The 17,346-nt window shown below is 64.6% G+C and carries 9 protein-coding genes; 8 read left to right on the top strand and 1 reads right to left on the bottom strand.

Annotation, left to right across the window (positions count from 1 at the left end; genetic code table 11):
* Window positions 1-6 precede the first annotated feature (6 nt).
* The 5 genes from ACIQWO_RS04515 (at window position 7) to ACIQWO_RS04495 (ending at window position 10,671) form a co-directional block, all read left to right on the top strand.
* Window positions 7-1,011 carry a sterol desaturase family protein gene (locus tag ACIQWO_RS04515; protein WP_402819703.1) on the top strand — a complete coding sequence of 335 codons (1,005 nt, stop codon included), beginning with the start codon at window positions 7-9 and terminating at the stop codon, window positions 1,009-1,011.
* Between the two features lie 331 nt (window positions 1,012-1,342).
* The gene (locus ACIQWO_RS04510) at window positions 1,343-2,626 is read left to right on the top strand and encodes an efflux RND transporter periplasmic adaptor subunit (protein ID WP_402819700.1); all 1,284 of its coding nucleotides are present in this window, start codon (window positions 1,343-1,345) and stop codon (window positions 2,624-2,626) included.
* Window positions 2,627-2,669: 43 nt separating this feature from the next.
* The gene (locus ACIQWO_RS04505; protein ID WP_402819697.1) at window positions 2,670-5,825 is read left to right on the top strand and encodes an efflux RND transporter permease subunit; all 3,156 of its coding nucleotides are present in this window, start codon (window positions 2,670-2,672) and stop codon (window positions 5,823-5,825) included.
* Window positions 5,822-9,115, top strand: coding sequence for an efflux RND transporter permease subunit (locus tag ACIQWO_RS04500; protein WP_402819694.1), 3,294 nt, complete (start codon window positions 5,822-5,824; stop codon window positions 9,113-9,115). Before ACIQWO_RS04505 ends, ACIQWO_RS04500 begins: the two co-directional genes overlap by 4 nt.
* Window positions 9,116-9,138: 23 nt before the next feature.
* Window positions 9,139-10,671, top strand: a complete 1,533-nt coding sequence (locus ACIQWO_RS04495; protein ID WP_402819691.1) for an efflux transporter outer membrane subunit — start codon at window positions 9,139-9,141, stop codon at window positions 10,669-10,671.
* Window position 10,672: 1 nt separating this feature from the next.
* On the opposite strand, the gene ACIQWO_RS04490 is transcribed toward ACIQWO_RS04495, so the two are convergent.
* Window positions 10,673-11,071, bottom strand: coding sequence for a hypothetical protein (locus tag ACIQWO_RS04490; RefSeq protein ID WP_402819688.1), 399 nt, complete (start codon window positions 11,069-11,071; stop codon window positions 10,673-10,675).
* A 215-nt stretch (window positions 11,072-11,286) separates the two neighbouring features.
* Between ACIQWO_RS04490 and ACIQWO_RS04485 the strand changes: the two genes are divergently transcribed.
* The 3 genes from ACIQWO_RS04485 to ACIQWO_RS04475 all read left to right on the top strand — a co-directional run bounded on the left by ACIQWO_RS04485 (window position 11,287) and on the right by ACIQWO_RS04475 (window position 17,330).
* A complete protein-coding gene (locus tag ACIQWO_RS04485; protein ID WP_402819685.1) occupies window positions 11,287-14,061 on the top strand; it encodes a cation-transporting P-type ATPase in 2,775 nt (924 codons plus the stop codon).
* 75 nt (window positions 14,062-14,136) lie between these two features.
* Entirely contained in the window at window positions 14,137-15,210 is a 1,074-nt protein-coding gene (locus tag ACIQWO_RS04480) for a DUF4105 domain-containing protein (protein ID WP_402819682.1), read from the top strand.
* A complete protein-coding gene (locus tag ACIQWO_RS04475) occupies window positions 15,207-17,330 on the top strand; it encodes an esterase/lipase family protein (RefSeq protein ID WP_402819679.1) in 2,124 nt (707 codons plus the stop codon). The genes ACIQWO_RS04480 and ACIQWO_RS04475 overlap by 4 nt, the downstream gene beginning before the upstream one ends.
* Window positions 17,331-17,346 lie beyond the last annotated feature (16 nt).

Here is a 17,346-nt window from a genome sequence, read left to right as displayed (position 1 = left end):
CGATAGATGATTCAGGAAGCCCTCAACTTCGTCGATAGCGGCATTTCCGCCGTCCAGACGCTCGTCTACGTGGACGTGGTGCAGCCGCTGCTGTTCCACTTCAACCTGATGGGCTACGACGACGATATCTACGACGCCCTTTATCTGGTGATCATCGGCGTATTGCAGGTTGGCCTGACGTACCTGCTGTTGCGCCCGCTCGAAGCGCTGCGTCCGCTCGAGCAGTGGCAAGACCGCAAGCAGGTGCGGGCGGACGTCATCTACACGTGGATCGCCAAGCTCGGCATTCTGAATCTGTTGTTCTTCGTGGTGTTGCAGCCGTTCTTCAACAACTTGCAGAGCCAGATGGTGATTCACGGGCTGCCCAGCGTCGATCTGGACGGCCTCGTCCCCGGCGTGACCGACCAGCCGATTGTCTCGTTCCTGCTGTATCTGACGGTGCTCGACTTCGCTGGCTATTGGTATCACCGCTGGCAGCATCGCTTCGGCGTGTGGTGGGAGCTGCATGCCGTGCATCACAGCCAGCAACAGATGTCGCTGTGGTCGGACGACCGCAATCACTTCCTCGACGACATCGTGCAGGCTGCGTTCTTCGCCGCCATCGCCCTGTTCATCGGCGTGCAGCCTGCGCAGTACGTCGTGCTGGTGGCCGTGGGCAACTTCCTGCAAAGCGTGCAGCACGTCAACGCCCGCCTGCCGTATGGCCCGGTGCTCGAACGCCTGATCGTGAGCCCGACGTTCCATCGTCGCCATCACGCCATTGGCTACGGACACGAAGGCACGCGCTATGGCTGCAACTTCGGTGTGCTCTTCCCGTGGTGGGATATGTTGTTCCGCACGGCATCCTGGGAACGCACCGTGGAGCCGACCGGCATTCGCGACCAGTTGCCCGCCCCGGCAGGACGTTCGCGCCGCTACGGTCTGGGCGTCGTTGCCCAGCAGGTCCGAGCCTTCGGCCGCATCGTCAAGCGACTCGCACCGCGCCGTACGTCGCCCCGTCAGCCGGTCTGAACCGCCTTCCCGGCGTGGAAAGGCTTCCGACCCCTTACCGGCAAGCCCCGCAGTAACACGATGTAACAGGGGGACGACGACCGTCCCCCTGCCTCCCGAGCCCCTTCTCGCTCACACCATTCCAGCGCGACTTCCTTGTCCCGACAGGCTTTCACGAGGGTTTTCGACCCGACGCCGCCCTCCCATTTCAAACAGCCGCAGGTAACACGCCGTAACGTCGGGTGTCCGTTCGCATCGCCAAAACCGGCATGCCCCTAGCTAGACTGCTAAGCGTAGTCTTCCCGGTGGGCCGGGGAGCTTCCCGGCATGCTCGCCGGGCGGAGAGGCGAAGATGGAAAATACGTCGAACACAACGGCGTCACCCCAGGAAACGAAACCCCCGAAGCGACGTCGCACGGCGCTCTGGATCGGCATTGTCATCCTTGTGCTGGTGGCATGGGTCGCATGGCATCTGCTGCACCGCCCGGCGACCAAGCGCGGCGCGCAGCCGCAAATCGTCTCTGTCGCCAAGGTCGCATACGGCGAGATGCCGGTCACGATCACCTCGCTCGGCACGGTCACACCCGAAGCCACGGTGACGGTGTTGCCGCAGTTGAGCGGCTACCTCACGCAGGTCGGCTATCAGGAGGGGCAGGACGTCAAACAGGGCCAGTTCCTCGCCCAGATCGACCCCCGTCAGTACGAAATCAGCAAGGAACAGGCGCAGGCGCAACTAGCCAAGGACCGCGCAGCCCTCGCGCAGGCGAAGGCCGATCTGGCCCGTTACACCCAGCTCCACGAGCAGAAGTCGATTGCAGAACAGACGTTCGTCGACCAGCAGTTCACCGTCGCGCAGGACGAAGCCGCAGTGAAAGCCGATCTGGCCAACATCAAGCAATTCGAACTCGATCTGACGTACTGCCGCATCACGGCGCCAGTATCGGGGCGTGTCGGTCTGCGCCTCGTCGACCCGGGCAACTACGTCACCGCGACGAGCACGACAGGCATCGCCGTCATTACCAGCATCAAGCCGACGACAGTCGAGTTCACCGTCGCTCAAAACGCCCTGCCCGCCGTCATGAAGCGCTACCGCACCGGCGAGCCGCTGGCGGTCACCGCGTATTCCAGCGACAACCGGGAGCAACTCGCGACCGGCACGCTCTACGCCGTGAGTAACCAGATGGCGACGGCGACCGGCACGGTCACGCTGCGCGCACGTTTTGCAAACGACGACGAAGTACTGTTCCCGCAGGAATTCGTCAACGTGAAGCTGCTCGTCGACACGATGCAGCACGCCGTGCTGGTGCCGACACCCGCCGTCCAGAGCGGCGCACCGGGCGATTTCGTCTACGTGGTCACGCCGCAAAATACCGCGTCGCTGCGCAAGGTCACAATCGGGCCGAGCGACGGCAAACACACGGTCATTACCGCGGGCCTGAAAGTCGACGAAACGGTGGTTACGGACGGTATGGACCGGCTCAGCGACGGTGCCCACATCGCCCTTCCCTCGACGGCGAGCGGCGCGAGCGCGGCAGTACCAACGGGGACGACGGGACCGGCCACCGAGCGTCATGGCGGCCATCGCGGCGCGAACGCTTCGGGGGCATCGGCGGCATCGAGCCCGTCCGCCCAATGATCCGGGTGCCCCGGTCTGATTCCACGTCGACAAACGCCCGCCCATGAATTTTTCGCGAATCTTCATCCTGCGCCCGGTCGCGACCTGGCTGCTGATGATCGCGCTCGTGCTGATCGGCCTCGTGGCGGTGCGGGTATTGCCGGTGTCGTCGCTCCCGAGCGTCGACTACCCGACCATCCAGGTGCAAACGTTCTACCCGGGCGCCAGCCCGTCGGTGATGGCGACGACCGTCACCGCGCCGCTCGAAGTGCAGCTCGGCCAGATTCCCGGCCTGCAACAGATGATCTCGTACAGCGCGGAAGGATCATCCGTCATCACGCTGCAATTCGATCTGGCGCTCAATCTGGACGTCGCCCAGCAGAACGTGCAACAGGCGATCAACGCCGCGAACAGCCTGCTGCCGAGCGGGCTGCCTGCACCGCCGACCTATGCCAAGGTCAACCCCGCCGACCAGCCGATCATCACGCTGGCCGTTACGTCGTCCACGCTGTCGCTCACGCAGTTGCAGGACGCCGCCAACAACCGGCTCGCCGCGAAAATCTCGCAGGTGGCGGGCGTCGGCTTCGTGACGCTCGCGGGCGGCAACGTGCCTGCGGTGCGCGTGGAAGCCGATCCGCAGAAGCTCGCGGCGTACGGCCTGAATCTGGACGACCTGCGCACGCTGCTCGCGAACGTCAACGTCAGCCAGCCGAAGGGCAACTTCGACGGCCCCGAACTCGATTACACGCTCGACGCCAACGACCAGATTACCGATCCGCAAGACTATCTGGACACGGTCATTGCCTATCAGAACGGCAACCCCGTCTATCTGCGCGACGTCGCGCACGTCGCCAAGGCCGCGCAGGACGTCGAACGCGGTGCGTGGATGAACAAGACCCCGGCCATCGTGCTGAACGTGCAACGCCAACCGGGGGCGAACGTCATCGCCACCGTGGATCAGATCAAGCGGGCGCTGCCGCAATTGGAAGCCACCCTGCCCGCCGGTATGAACGTCAGCATCGTCTCCGACAGCACGGGCGTGATCCGCGCATCGGTCAGCGACGCCGCGTTCGAACTCGTGCTCGCCGTGGTGCTCGTGGTGGCCGTGATCTTCGTCTTCCTGCGCAACGTCCCGGCCACCATCATCCCGAGCATTTCGGTACCCGTCTCGCTGATCGCCACACTCGCGGTCATGTACGAGCTGGGTTACTCGATCGACAATCTCTCGCTCATGGCGCTCATCATCGCCACGGGCTTCGTCGTCGACGACTCCATCGTCATGATCGAGAACGTCGTACGCTATCTCGAAGCGGGCATGGCACCGCTGGAAGCCGCACTGGCGGGCGCGGGGCAGATCGGCTTCACGATCATGTCGCTGACGATCTCGCTGATCGCAGTGCTGATTCCGCTGTTGTTCATGGGCGGCGTGATCGGACGACTGTTCGGCGAATTCGCGGTGACGCTCGCCGTGACCATCGTGATATCGGCCATCGTGTCGCTCACCGTGGTACCGATGTTGTGCGCGCGCATTCTCCGGGCACAGGAAGCACGCCATCCGAGTCGCTTCGAGCGCTTGAGCGAGCGAGTGTTCGACAAGACGCTGGCCGCCTACGAGCGCGGACTGAAATGGGTGCTCGACCATCAGTTCCTGACGCTGATGGTCGCGCTCGTCACGGTGGCGCTGACCGTCGTGCTGTACGTCGCGATCCCGAAGGGGCTTTTCCCCGTGCAGGACGTCGGGGTGCTGCAAGGCATCACGGTGGCGGACAACTCGGTCTCCTACGCCGCGATGGTCAAGCGACAGGCCGCGCTGGCCGACGTCGTGCTGCAAGATCCGGACGTGACGTCCATCACTTCCTACGTCGGCATCGACGGGATCAACACCACGCTCAACAACGGCCGGTTCCTCATCAACCTGAAGGCACGTGACGACCGTTCCGATAGCGCCGTCGAGATCGGACGTCGGCTGCAACAAGCCACGGCGAAGGTGCCAGGCATCCGGCTTTATGTGCAACCGGCGCAGGATCTGACGCTCGACACCACCGTCTCGCCTAACCAATACAAGTTTGTGATGCGCGGCCCCGATCAGGCGACGCTCGCGCAATACGTCCCGCCGCTGATCGCCCGGATGAAACAGATTTCCTCGATCACAGACGTGGCGAGCGACCTCGATACAAGCGGTCTGTCGATTCAGGTGGAAGTGAACCGCCAACTCGCGGCCCGCTACGGCATTACGCCTGCGACCATCGACAATGCGTTGTACGACGCCCTCGGCCAGCGCATTGTGTCGACGATCTTCGAGCAGTCGGCACAGTACCGCGTGATCCTCGTGGCGAAGCCCGAATCGATCAATTCGATCCAGTCGCTCGGCACGATCTATCTGCCGAGCCAGACGAGTTCGAGCGGTCAGGTACCGCTCTCGGCCATCGCGTCGCTCAAAATTGTTCGCACCCCGCTCGCGATCAGCCACCTCCAGCAATTCCCGGCGGTCACGGTGTCGTTCAATCTCGCGCCGGACGCCTCGCTGTCGAGCGCCGTCAAGGAGATCCGCAGCGCGCAGCAGGCAGTGCATCTGCCGCCGTCGATTGCCTCGTCGTTCCAGGGCGCGGCGCAGGCGTTCGAAGATTCGCTCTCCAGCGAGGTTTACCTGCTCGTGGCCGCACTGGTCGCCGTCTACATCGTGCTTGGCGTGCTGTACGAGAGCTTCATCCATCCCGTCACCATTCTGTCGACGCTGCCGTCGGCAGGGATCGGCGCGCTGCTCGCGCTGATGCTCACGGGCAGCGATCTCGATGTGATCGGCATCATCGGCATCGTGCTGCTGATCGGGATCGTCAAGAAGAACGCCATCATGATGGTGGACTTCGCGCTGGACGCCGAACGCACGCATAACAAGCCGCCGCGTGAGGCCATCTTCGAGGCGTCGCTGCTGCGTTTCCGGCCGATTCTGATGACGACGCTTGCCGCCATGCTCGGCGCGTTGCCGATGTTGCTCGGCTCGGGCACGGGGTCGGAATTGCGGCGGCCGCTGGGGCTGGCGATCATCGGCGGTCTGGCGCTGAGCCAGTTGCTCACGCTGTTCACCACGCCCGTCATCTATCTGTACTTCGACCGCCTTGCCGCCCGAGTCCGTGAGCGCCGTGCCGCGCGACGCGAACGCCGGGCGAAAGACAGTCAACCGGGCACACCGCCGGACGACGGACCGGGAGGCCCGCCGTGAACCTCTCGGCGCTCTTCATCAAAAGGCCCGTCGCGACTACTCTCTTAGCGGTCGCCGTGCTGATTTCGGGGCTGCTCGCGTATCTGCGCCTGCCAGTCGCGCCCTTGCCCAACGTCGCCTTCCCGGTGATCGCGGTGCAAGCGAGCATGGCGGGGGCGAGCCCCGAGGTGATGGCGGCGACGGTGGCCGCACCGCTGGAGCGACGGCTGGGGGTGATCGCCGACGTCACCGAACTCACGTCGACGAGCACCGTCGGCTCCGTGTCGATTCCGGTCGTCTTCGGCTTGAAACGCGATATTGAGGGCGCGGCACGCGACGTCGAAGCCGCCATTCAGGCTGCTCGGGCCGACCTGCCGAGCACGCTGCGCAGTAACCCCAGCTACCGCAAGTTCAATCCGGCCGATACGCCGGTGATGGTGATCGCACTGACCTCCGCCACGCTCACCACGGCGCAGCTCTACGATTCGGCCGACTCGATCATCCTGCAGCAGTTGTCGCAGGTCGATGGCGTGGGCCAGATCACGGTCGGCGGCGGTGCACTGCCCTCGGTGCGGGTTGAACTGGAGCCGGGCAAGCTCAATAGTTACGGAATCGGACTGGAAGACGTGCGGGCCGCCCTCTCCGCCGCCAACGCCAACAGCGCCAAGGGCCATCTGGATCAGGGCGACCAGCGTTTCGAAGTCACCTCCAACGACCAGATCAGCAAGGCCGACGGCTACAAGGACCTGGTCGTCGCGTATCGCAACGGCGCGCCTGTGTTGCTGCACGACGTCGCCCTCGTGCGCGACAGCAACGAGAACATCCGCAACGCCGGGCTGTTCAACAACAAGCCCGCCGTGCTGGTCATCGTCTATCCGTCGCCCGGCAGCAATGTGGTCAAGACGGTCACGCAGATTCGCCAGATCCTGCCGCTCGTGGAAGCCACGCTGCCGCATGACATCAAGGTGGGCGTCGCGCTGGACCGTTCCGTGTCAGTCGAAGCGTCGCTCAAGGACACCGAACGCACCCTGATTCTCGCGGTGCTGCTGGTCATCGGTGTGGTGTTCGTGTTCCTGCGCTCGGCCAATTCGACGCTGATCCCCGCCGTGGTACTGCCGCTCTCGATCATCGGCACGTTCGGCCCGATGTACCTGCTGGGCTACAGCCTGGACAACCTGTCGCTCATGGCGCTCACCATCGGCACCGGCTTCGTCGTGGACGACGCGGTCGTCGTGATGGAGAACATCGTGCGCCATCTGGAACTGGGCGTGCCGCCGAAGGAAGCCGCCCTGCTTGGCGCAGGCGAAGTCGGTTTCACCGTGTTGTCGATGAGCCTGTCGCTGATCGCCGTATTCCTGCCGATTCTGCTCATGCCCGGCATCGTCGGCCTGCTATTCCATGAGTTTGCGGTCACGTTGTCCATCGCTATTCTGATATCGATGGTGATCTCGCTCACCGTCACGCCGACGTTGTGCGCCTATGTGCTCACGCGGGAATCGGCTACGTCCGAAGCCCGCTGGTCGCAGTGGATCGGCCGTCAGTTCGACCGGTTCCGCGATGCCTATGCGCGCTCCCTCGCCGCTGTACTCGACCATGCAGGGCTTGTCGGTCTGGTGATGCTGGGCCTGCTCGTCGGCAATCTGTTCCTGTTCCGCCTGCTGCCCGCGACGTTCTTCCCCGAGCAGGACACGGGCATTCTGATCGGTCAGATCATGGCGGATCAGAGCATTTCGTTCCCGGCCATGCGCAAGAAGCTGGAACAGTTGCAAACCATCGTGCAGACGGATCCTGCGGTCGCATCGGTCGCGGGCTTCACTGGCGGACGCTCGCTCAACTCGGCGACCGTCTTCGTCCAGTTGAAACCGCTGGCGGAACGCCACCTGACGGCGGACGCCGTAGTGAACCGCCTGCGTCCCAAGCTCAATGCCGTATCGGGCGCACGACTATTCCTTCAGGCCCAGCAGGATTTGCGCATTGGCGGACGTCAATCGGCCGCCGAATACCAGTACACGTTGACGAGCGACGACGCTCAGGCGCTCTATACCTGGGTGCCGAAGCTTGTGACGGAACTGGGCAAGCATCGCCAGAATGTACTCGACGTCAACACCGATCTTCAGCAGAACGGTTTGCAGATGTACGTCGATATACATCGTCAGATGGCCTCGCGATTCAATCTGCAACCGAATCAGATCGACAACGTGCTGTACGACGCCTTCGGGCAACGCACCGTCTCTACGATCTACAACCCGATCAACCAGTACTTCGTGGTGATGGAAGTCGCACCGCAGTATTGGCAATACCCGACGTCGCTCGATCAGATCTATCTGAGTACGGCGGCGGGCAACGCCAGCGGCACCGGCCAGACGCAGATGTCAGGCAAGACGGTGAGCGGCACGACCGTGAAGGCGGTGGTATCAGGGACCAATGCCCTGAACGCGAACGCCGTGGCCAACCAGCAGAACAACGCCATTTCGAACAGCCGGGGCGGGAATTCGAGCGGCAGTGCAGACAGCACCGCCTCGGAAACCATGGTGCCGCTGAGTGCGCTCGCCAGCTTCTCGGCGCGTCACACCGCCACGCAGGTCAACCATCAGGGCGGCATGGTGGCGGCCACGATCTCGTTCAACCTTCCGGCGGGCGGGTCGCTGAGTGAGGCGCAGGTCGCCATCGACGACGCTGCACGTGCGATCGGCATGCCCGCGTCCGTGCACGGCGCGTTCGCAGGCGCAGCGCAGGCGTTCTCGCAGTCAGTCGGCACGGTTCCGCTACTGATCCTCGCCGCGCTCGGCGTCGTCTACATTGTGCTCGGCGTGCTCTACGAGAACACGATCCATCCGCTCACCATCCTCTCGACACTGCCGTCGGCAGGCATTGGCGCGACGCTCGCGCTGCTCATCTTCGGCACACCGTTCTCCGTCATCGCACTGATCGGGATGATTCTGCTGATCGGCATCGTGAAGAAGAACGGCATCATGATGGTCGACGTGGCGATCCAGTTGCAGCGCAACCAGAACATGCCCGCCAAGCAGGCGATTCACGAGGCGGCCGTCGTGCGTCTGCGTCCGATCATGATGACGACGTTCGCTGCCGTGCTCGGCGCGGTGCCGCTTGCCATCGCCCTCGGTCAGGGGGCGTCGCTGCGCCAGCCCCTCGGCGTGACGGTGATGGGCGGTCTGCTGCTGAGTCAGGTCTTCACGCTGTACACCACCCCGGTCATCTATCTGTATCTCGACCGCCTGCGCGCCCGGCTGGCGCGCTGGTCCACGCGCCTTCCCTGGCATCGCGATTCCGGCCCGGAGGTTCGATCATGACGCCCACCAGAAATTCTCACCGAATGTCCCCACGCCCGATGCATCGGCTGACGCTCGCCTGCCTCGCTAGCCTTGTCCTGCTGGGCGGCTGCGCCGTCGGCCCCGACTATCAGCGGCCCCTCGTCGACATGCCCACCCATTTCACGGAACTGGACGGCTGGACACAGGCGCGCCCTGACGCCGAAGGCCCCAAAGGGGAATGGTGGAAGGCGTTCCACGACCCGCTGCTCGACGAGTTGGAGCCTCAGGTGCAGGTCTCGAACCAGACAGTGCGCCAGAGCTACGCCAATTATCAGCAGGCGCTCGCCGAGGTGCGTCAGGCACGCGCAGGCCTGTTCCCGACGCTCGGCATCGACGGCTCGGCCAGCCGCTCGCGCGGCAGCAGCGGCGGCGCGAGTACCACGGCAGCGCTGGCGTCGCGCAGTGGCGCGAACATCGTGAACTCGGCATCGGCGGAAGGCAGCGTCAGTTGGGCACCGGACATCTGGGGGCAGGTGCGGCGAACCGTCGAACAAAGCAGCGCGACGGCGCAGGCCAGTCAGGCGACGCTGGCGAACGCGACGCTGTCCGAGCAGATCGCACTTGCGAACGCCGTCATCGACTTGCGCATCACCGACGCCAACATCGACCTGCTGACACAAACGGTGGCTGCCTATACCGAATACCTGCGCGTGGTGGCCGATCAGGATCGAGCGGGCACAGTGCCGCCCTCTGACGTCATCACGGCACGCACGCAGTTGGAGAACGCCCGGGCCAGCCTGATTGCATTGGGCGTTTCGCGCGCCCAGTATGCGCACGCCATTGCCGTGCTGGTCGGACGCAACCCGGAATCGCTGACAATCCCGCACAGCACAGCGCTCCCGACATTGCCGGACGTGCCGATCGGATTGCCGTCGACGCTGCTGCAGCGGCGTCCGGATATCGCGGTGGCAGAGCGACAGATGGCTGCCGAGAATGCCGCCATTGGCGTGGCCATCGCGGCTTACTACCCGAATATCACACTCTCGCTCACGGACGGCTTCTCCGCCGCGCCCGTCGCAGGACTCTTCAAGATCGCCAACTACGTGTGGTCGCTCGGCGCGAGTGCATCGGAGACGATCTTCGACGGCGGCGCGCGCAGCGCCAAAGTCGATGCCGCCCGGGCCGCCTACGACGCCGCCGTCGCCAACTATCGCGGCACGGTGCTCACGGCATTGCAGGGCGTGGAGAACGATCTGTCGTCGCTGCGGATTCTGGAACAGCAGGCGCAGGCGCTGGACGCCGCCGTGCGCGATTCGACCGACGGCGCGCGCATTGCCATGAACGAATATCAGGCCGGAACGGTGGACTACACGACGGTCGTCACCGCGCAAACGACACAGCTCAACACGCGGCAAAACGCTCTGACGGTGCAGGAGTCGCGCTTGCTGGCGGCCACGTCGCTCATCGGCGACCTCGGCGGTGGCTGGTCGGACGAATCACTCGCGCAGGACACCAGCCCCCACCCAATACAGACGAACGGGGCAACGGAGACGACAGAGACGACAGGGGCAAAGGTGCCAGCGTCGGCCCGCTGACCTAGCGGGACTTGTTCGCGGCCGGACCGAAATCCGGATCCGAGCCGAACGTCTTGCCTCGCGGCACGTTGGCGCAGGCGGGCAAGTCCGGGAAGTCGGTGCAAATGATCCGCCGGTCCTGATACTGGAATCCGTGATCGATCATGCACAACTCGCCCTTGGCGAAGTCGTTGAGGGTCATGTCCTTGCGGTCGACGTATGCCGAATTGGGGAAGCCGCACGCCAGCATGGCGTTGCGCACGCCCTGCTCGTCGACGCCCCGCTTTGCCCAGAGTTTGTAGAGCGGTGGCGAGGGTTGAAACGGGCGCGTGGTGCAGGCGGCGAGACCGACGGCCCCGAGCGTCACCATCAGCAAGGCGCTCCAACGAACGAGAAATCCTCCCTCGGGATGCCTCAGCATGCCAGCCTCATAACCTCTCCAATTCGTGAAGTGAATGCGCGAAATCCGCGCCGAAGGCGCACGGACTGCGGGGCATTGTAGCGCGACGCCGCACGGACCTCGGTCCTTCCCTCGGAGACCTAACTTACGCTATGCTGCCCGGGAGTCACCATCGTCTCGTCGATCCACGCGCTATGCCGTGAGCCTGTTCGCGGCTATCGCCGCTCCGAGGGCCCATGATGCACCGCGACGACAACGCCCCCCAGTCACGCCCGTGGCACACGTTTCCCGTCGAAAAAACCCAGCTAGAACTTCAGACGGGCCCCGACGGGCTATCCGACACCGAAGCCCAGTCCCGCCTCACCCGATACGGCCCCAACCGGCTGGCCGAGCCCGCCCGGCGCGGCCCGCTCATGCGTCTGCTGTCCCAGTTCCACAACGTTTTGCTCTACGCCATGATGGGCGCGGCCGTCATCACCGCGCTGCTCGGCCATTGGCTCGACACAGCGGTGCTGATGGCGGCGGTCGTCGTCAATGCGCTCATCGGGTTCCTTCAGGAAGGCAAGGCCGAATCGGCGCTCGCGGCCATTCGCGGCATGCTTGCGCCACACGCCACGGTCATGCGCGGTGGCACGCGCCGCGAGATCGACGCCACCACGCTGGTGCCCGGCGACGTTGTGGTGCTCGCCTCCGGCGACCGTGTGCCTGCCGACTTGCGCCTGATCGCCTCGCGTGAGTTGCGCGTCGACGAAGCGGCGCTGACCGGCGAATCGGAGCCGGTGCAGAAGGAACTGACGACCGCCAAGGAAGACGCTGCCCTCGGCGACCGCTGGTGCATGGCCTATGCGGGCACGGTCGTGGTCTATGGCCAGGCGACCGGCATCGTCGTGGCGACCGGCGCGCACACGGAGCTCGGTCGCATCAACCATCTGCTGACCGATGTCGACAGCGGCACCACCCCCTTGCTGCGGCAGATCGACCGCTTCGGTCATGGGCTGGCGGGCGCTATCGCGGTCGTGGCCGTGCTGACGTTCCTCCTCGGCTGGCTGTGGCGCGGTGAACCGGCCGGTGAGATGTTCCTCGTCGTGGTAGCGCTCGTCGCGTCGGCCATTCCCGAAGGGCTACCCGCCATCATGACGGTGATTCTGGCCCGTGGCGTGCAGCGCATGGCCCGCGAGAAAGCGATTGTGCGACGCCTGCCTGCGGTCGAAACGCTCGGCTCGGTCACCGTCATCTGTTCGGACAAGACCGGCACGCTGACCCGCAACGAGATGACAGTCCAGCGTGTTGTCGCAGCCGGTCATGTGTACGACGTGAGCGGCGCAGGCTATGTGCCCGAAGGCCGCTTTTCGCTCGATGGCGCCGATGTCGATCTGCACGGGCATCCCGAACTGGCGTTGACGGCGCGCGCGGGCGAGCTTTGCAACGACGCCCGTCTGTTGCAGGACGCTGAAGGCCACTGGCGTATCGAAGGCGATCCGACAGAAGGCGCGCTGCTCGTGCTCGGTGCGAAGGCGGGCCTCGCGCGCGATACATTGCAAGCCCAATGGCCCCGGCTGGACGCAATTCCGTTCGAGTCGCAGCACCGGTTCATGGCGACTTATCACCTCGATAAGACGGAAAGCGCAGACGCCAGCGATGCCCCCAGCACCCCGTGGATCTTCGTCAAAGGCGCGCCCGAGCGCATCTTCGAGATGTGCCGCACGCAGATCGTCGAGCCCGGGGGCCAGCCGGGTGCCCCCGTCGACATCGACTACTGGCGACGCATGGTGACCGACACCGCGGCACAGGGCCTGCGGGTCCTCGGTCTCGCGTACAAGCAGGCGAAGCCCGCCGGTGAGCGACTGGAATTCAGTGACGTGGAAGGCGGCTTCACCCTGCTGGCGCTCGTCGGGATCATCGACCCGCCCCGCCCCGAAGCCATTGCGGCCGTCGCCGAGTGCCATCGTGCAGGCATTCGCGTGAAGATGATCACCGGCGATCATGCGGAAACCGCCAAGGCCATCGGCGCACAACTCGACATCGGGATCGGGATCGGCAAGCCCGCCGTGACCGGCGCCGAAGTCGCGCTCATGGACGACGCCGAGCTGCGACGCGTTGCGCTCGACATCGACGTCTTCGCCCGAGCCAGCCCCGAACACAAGCTGCGCCTCGTGCAAGCTTTGCAGGACGACGGCCAGGTGGTCGCCATGACCGGCGACGGTGTGAACGACGCCCCGGCGCTCAAGCGCGCCGACGTCGGCGTCGCGATGGGGTTCAAGGGCACCGAAGCCGCCAAGGAAGCGGCCGATATCGTGCTGACGGACGACAACTTCGCCAGCATCGCCAAGGCCGTCCGGCAGGGACGCGGCGTCTACGACAACCTGAAGAAGTTCATCCTGTTCATGCTGCCCACGAACGGCGGCGAAGCGCTGGTGGTGATTGCCGGGGTCATGCTCTCCCTAGGTGTGGTCGCGCTCACCCCCGCGCAAGTGTTGTGGATCAACATGGTGACGTCGAGCACGCTGGGCATCGCGCTGGCGTTCGAGCGTGCCGAACCGGGCATCATGGAGCGCACGCCTCGGCCTCCCGGCGCGTCGCTGCTCTCGTGGTTCTTCATCTGGCGCGTGACGCTCGTCTCGATACTGATGATGATCGGCACCTTCGGGCTGTTCTATCTGGAATGGCGCAACGGCGCGAGCGTGGAAGCGGCGCGTACGATGGCGGTGAATGCGCTTGTGATGGCCGAGATGTTCTATCTGATCAGCAGCCGCTCGATCTTTGCGACCTCGCTCAGTTGGCAGGGGTTGTTCGGCAATCGTGTCGCGCTGATCACCATCGCGGCGTGCCTGGTACTCCAGTTGTTCTACACGTATGTGCCGTTCATGCAGACGACGTTCGGCTCGTCTGCGCTGAACGGGCGCGAATGGCTGGAAGTCCTCGGGGCCGGTCTGCTGGTATTCTTCGGCGCTGAACTGGAAAAATGGGTGGTGCGCCGCGCGGGTTGGGCCGAGCGGCTGGCTGTGAAGTAAAGCGGTCGTCTTAGCCGTTACGACGCGGCCGCGAACCGTTGCGAGGCGGCCGCCCCGGATTGAACTCTGCGAAACATGGTGCAACTGCAATCCCATGCTGGCGACGCGCTCGCCAGCCATCACATCGCGTGGTACGTCTACGTGCTGCGCTCGTTCCTCGCCCTGCTCGTGCTGGGCGCATGCGCCTGGGGGGCGATGGCCCTCGCCTACCGTTGCCCGGGTCCGGCGCTCGTGCGCTACCTCGTGATCGCCGTGTGGGTGCTGCTCGGGGTCGTCGCGATCGTGTCGCTCTTGCGCGTGCGCGCCGGTATGCCGCTGCGCGGCTGGCCGCTCGCCTTTCTGATTGCGCTGGTGCTGCTCGTCGGCTGGTGGCAGACGATCCGTGCGTCCAACGACCGCCTCTGGGCCGCAGACGTCGCGCAATTGCTCGACTCACGAATCGACGGCGAACACGTCACGCTGCACAACGTGCGCAATTTCGAATGGCGTACGGAAACCGACTTCACGCCGCGCTGGGAAACCCGCGAGTACGATCTCGACAAGCTGGAGAGTGCCGATCTCGTCCTGTCGTACTGGATGGGCCCGGCGATTGCCCACACATTGGTGTCGTTCGGCTTCTCCGACGGCCGCCGCGTGGTGTTTTCCATCGAGATTCGCAAGAAACAAGGCCAGAAGTTCTCGGCTATCGGCGGGTTCTTCAAAGACTTCGAAGCCACGCTCGTGGCCGCCGACGAGCGCGACATTCTGCGCGTTCGCAGCAACGTGCGCGGCGAAACGACCTACCAGTATCGCCTCAACATCCCACCCAAACAACTGCGAGAAGTGTTCCTCGGCTATCTCGCCCGCGCACGCGAACTGCACGATACGCCCGCCTGGTACAACACGCTGACGAGCAACTGCACGACCATCGTCTTCGAGATCGCCCGCCTCATCGCGCCGGGATTGCCGCTCGACTACCGGTTGCTGCTGTCGGGGTACTTCGCCGAGTACGCCTACGATCAGGGCGGTCTGACGCCGGGCTTCACCTACGCGCAACTGTATGACCGGGGCAATTTCGTGGCCCGCGCACTGGCCGCAGGCGACTCGCCCGAGTTCTCGACCCTCATCCGTCAGGGCGTGCCGGGCGACGATCCCAAGGTGACGCCATGATCTCGTTGCACGCATCTGTCAAGACGCTTGCACTGCGGCGTGCGGGCATGCTGATGGCTGCCGTATGGCTGACGGCCCTGTCCGGCTGCGCGATGGTGGAAGTCCGCTCGCTCGGCCCCGAGCAGTACATCGCCATGAAGCGCGGTGACATTCTGTCGACCGGCAAGCTCAGCACGTCGACCGACGAAACCATTCGCGTGGCAGGCCTCGACGACACCCTTTGCGCCAAATCGTCGCTCGACTGTATCGACGCGCTAGGCCGTGCGAAGGAAATCGACGTCGACCGTCGGCTCGCGGCCATGGCCGAAATGTCGATGCAACTCGCCATCGCGCAGACCCCCACGGGCGAGCGGCAATGGAACGATGCACAGTTCGACCTGTGGCTGCGCTCTGCACGCTACGCCTACGCGTACCTGTTTTACAGCGACCGTCCGTCGAGTGAACGAGCCTTCGAAGACCGTCAGACGCAGGTTCGCGACTACTACAACTACGCGGTGCAGAACTTCTCGGTCGCGCTGTTCCGTCGCGTACAGCAAACGGGCAGCGACAAGATTGCGGGATGGCTCCTGCCGGTCGACGCCAGCAGCGTGCGATTCGCCGATAACCGCGTCCAGCCGCGCGAAGTCTTGCCCGCGTCCACGCTATCGTTCGCGGGACTGCGCAGTCCCTATCGACGCGATGGCTTCGGCGCGGAGCTGGTGGCCGTGCTCGACGAGAAGTCCGCCGCCGAGGCGCTCGCCGCCGCCGGTCAGAACCCGACGCCCAAGGGTGACGCCGCAACCGGTCCGGACAACCGCGACACGCCATCTAACCCGCGCGAAAGCCGCGCGTCGCGCGATTTCCGCCGCGCCACCGATCCCAACGCCGGGCCGGTGTTCAGCGAAATGCCCTCGCCGTCGCTCACGCTGCTGTTGCGCTTCGACGGCACTACGCTCGATCAAGTCCTCACGACGAAGGTCGCCACGCTGGTGGTCTACGACCCGTACCGGCAGACGTCCGTCGAACTGAATCATCAGACGGTGCCGCTGGCGGGCAACTTCACGGCCGGTTACGGTCTGTGGCTGGCACGCTCGGGCTTTGCCGAGCAGTCGCTGCGCACGTTGTTTGGACGTGACCGTGGCATCGTGCGTCCCCACATCTACCTGATGCAACCGTTCGATCCGGGACGCCGCGTCATTCTGATGCTGCACGGGCTGGCCAGCAGCCCCGAGGCGTGGGTGAATCTCGCCAACGAAATTCAGGGCGATGCGACGCTACGCGAGCACTTCCAGGTCTGGCAGGTCTATTACCCGACGAATGCGCCGATTCTCGTGAACGCGATGGCCATTCGCAACGCGTTCGAGACGACACTTAAGCACTTCGACCCGGACGGCCAGTCCGCGGCGTCGCATGAGGCCGTCGTCATCGGACACAGCATGGGCGGCGTGATCGCGCGCCTGATGGTGTCCAGTTCGGACGATCAGCTCTGGGACACCTTCCAGCACGAGTACCACCTGGACGAAGACCAGATCGACCGTGCCCGCGACCGGCTCAACCCGCTGTTCAGCTTTAAGCCCGTGCCGCAGTTCGAGCGCGCCATCTTCATCGCAGCGCCACACCGAGGCACACCGTTCGCCCGTAACCGCATCGGTCGCTGGGTGTCGAACCTGATCAAGCTGCCGGTCACGCTGCTCTCGGGGATCGACGACGTGCTGCATTACGCGACCGGATCCGAAGACAGTCCGTCGGAGGGCAAGACACGCTACGTGCCCAACAGCGTCGATCAGTTGCGTGACGACGATCCCTACGTGATGGCGGCGGCCGGACTGAAGATTTCGCCGTCCGTGCAATATCACTCGATCATTGCGCGGCGCGATGCCAAGGGGCCGCTGGAGGCGTCAAGCGATGGTGTGGTGCCGTACACGAGCGCGCATCTCGCGGGTGCGCAGTCCGAGCGCGTCATCGTCGCCGGACATAGCGTGCAGGAAACGCCGCAGGCCATTCTTGAGATCCGTCGCATCCTGCACGAGGACGTCGACGAACTCGATCCGGTCAAGCTGCCCGGGCGGGTGAACCCGTTTCAGGCGATCGTTCCGCCGCCGCGTGCGACGTCGACGCCAGGACGCCCGACGTCGTACTAAGGCAGGCTCGGGTCTA

Source organism: Pandoraea sp. NPDC090278 (assembly GCF_044772185.1).
In the GTDB taxonomy this organism is placed as follows: Bacteria; Pseudomonadota; Gammaproteobacteria; order Burkholderiales; family Burkholderiaceae; genus Pandoraea.
Note: the sequence above shows the minus strand (reverse complement) of the source record. Positions and strands in the feature narration are given on the sequence as shown.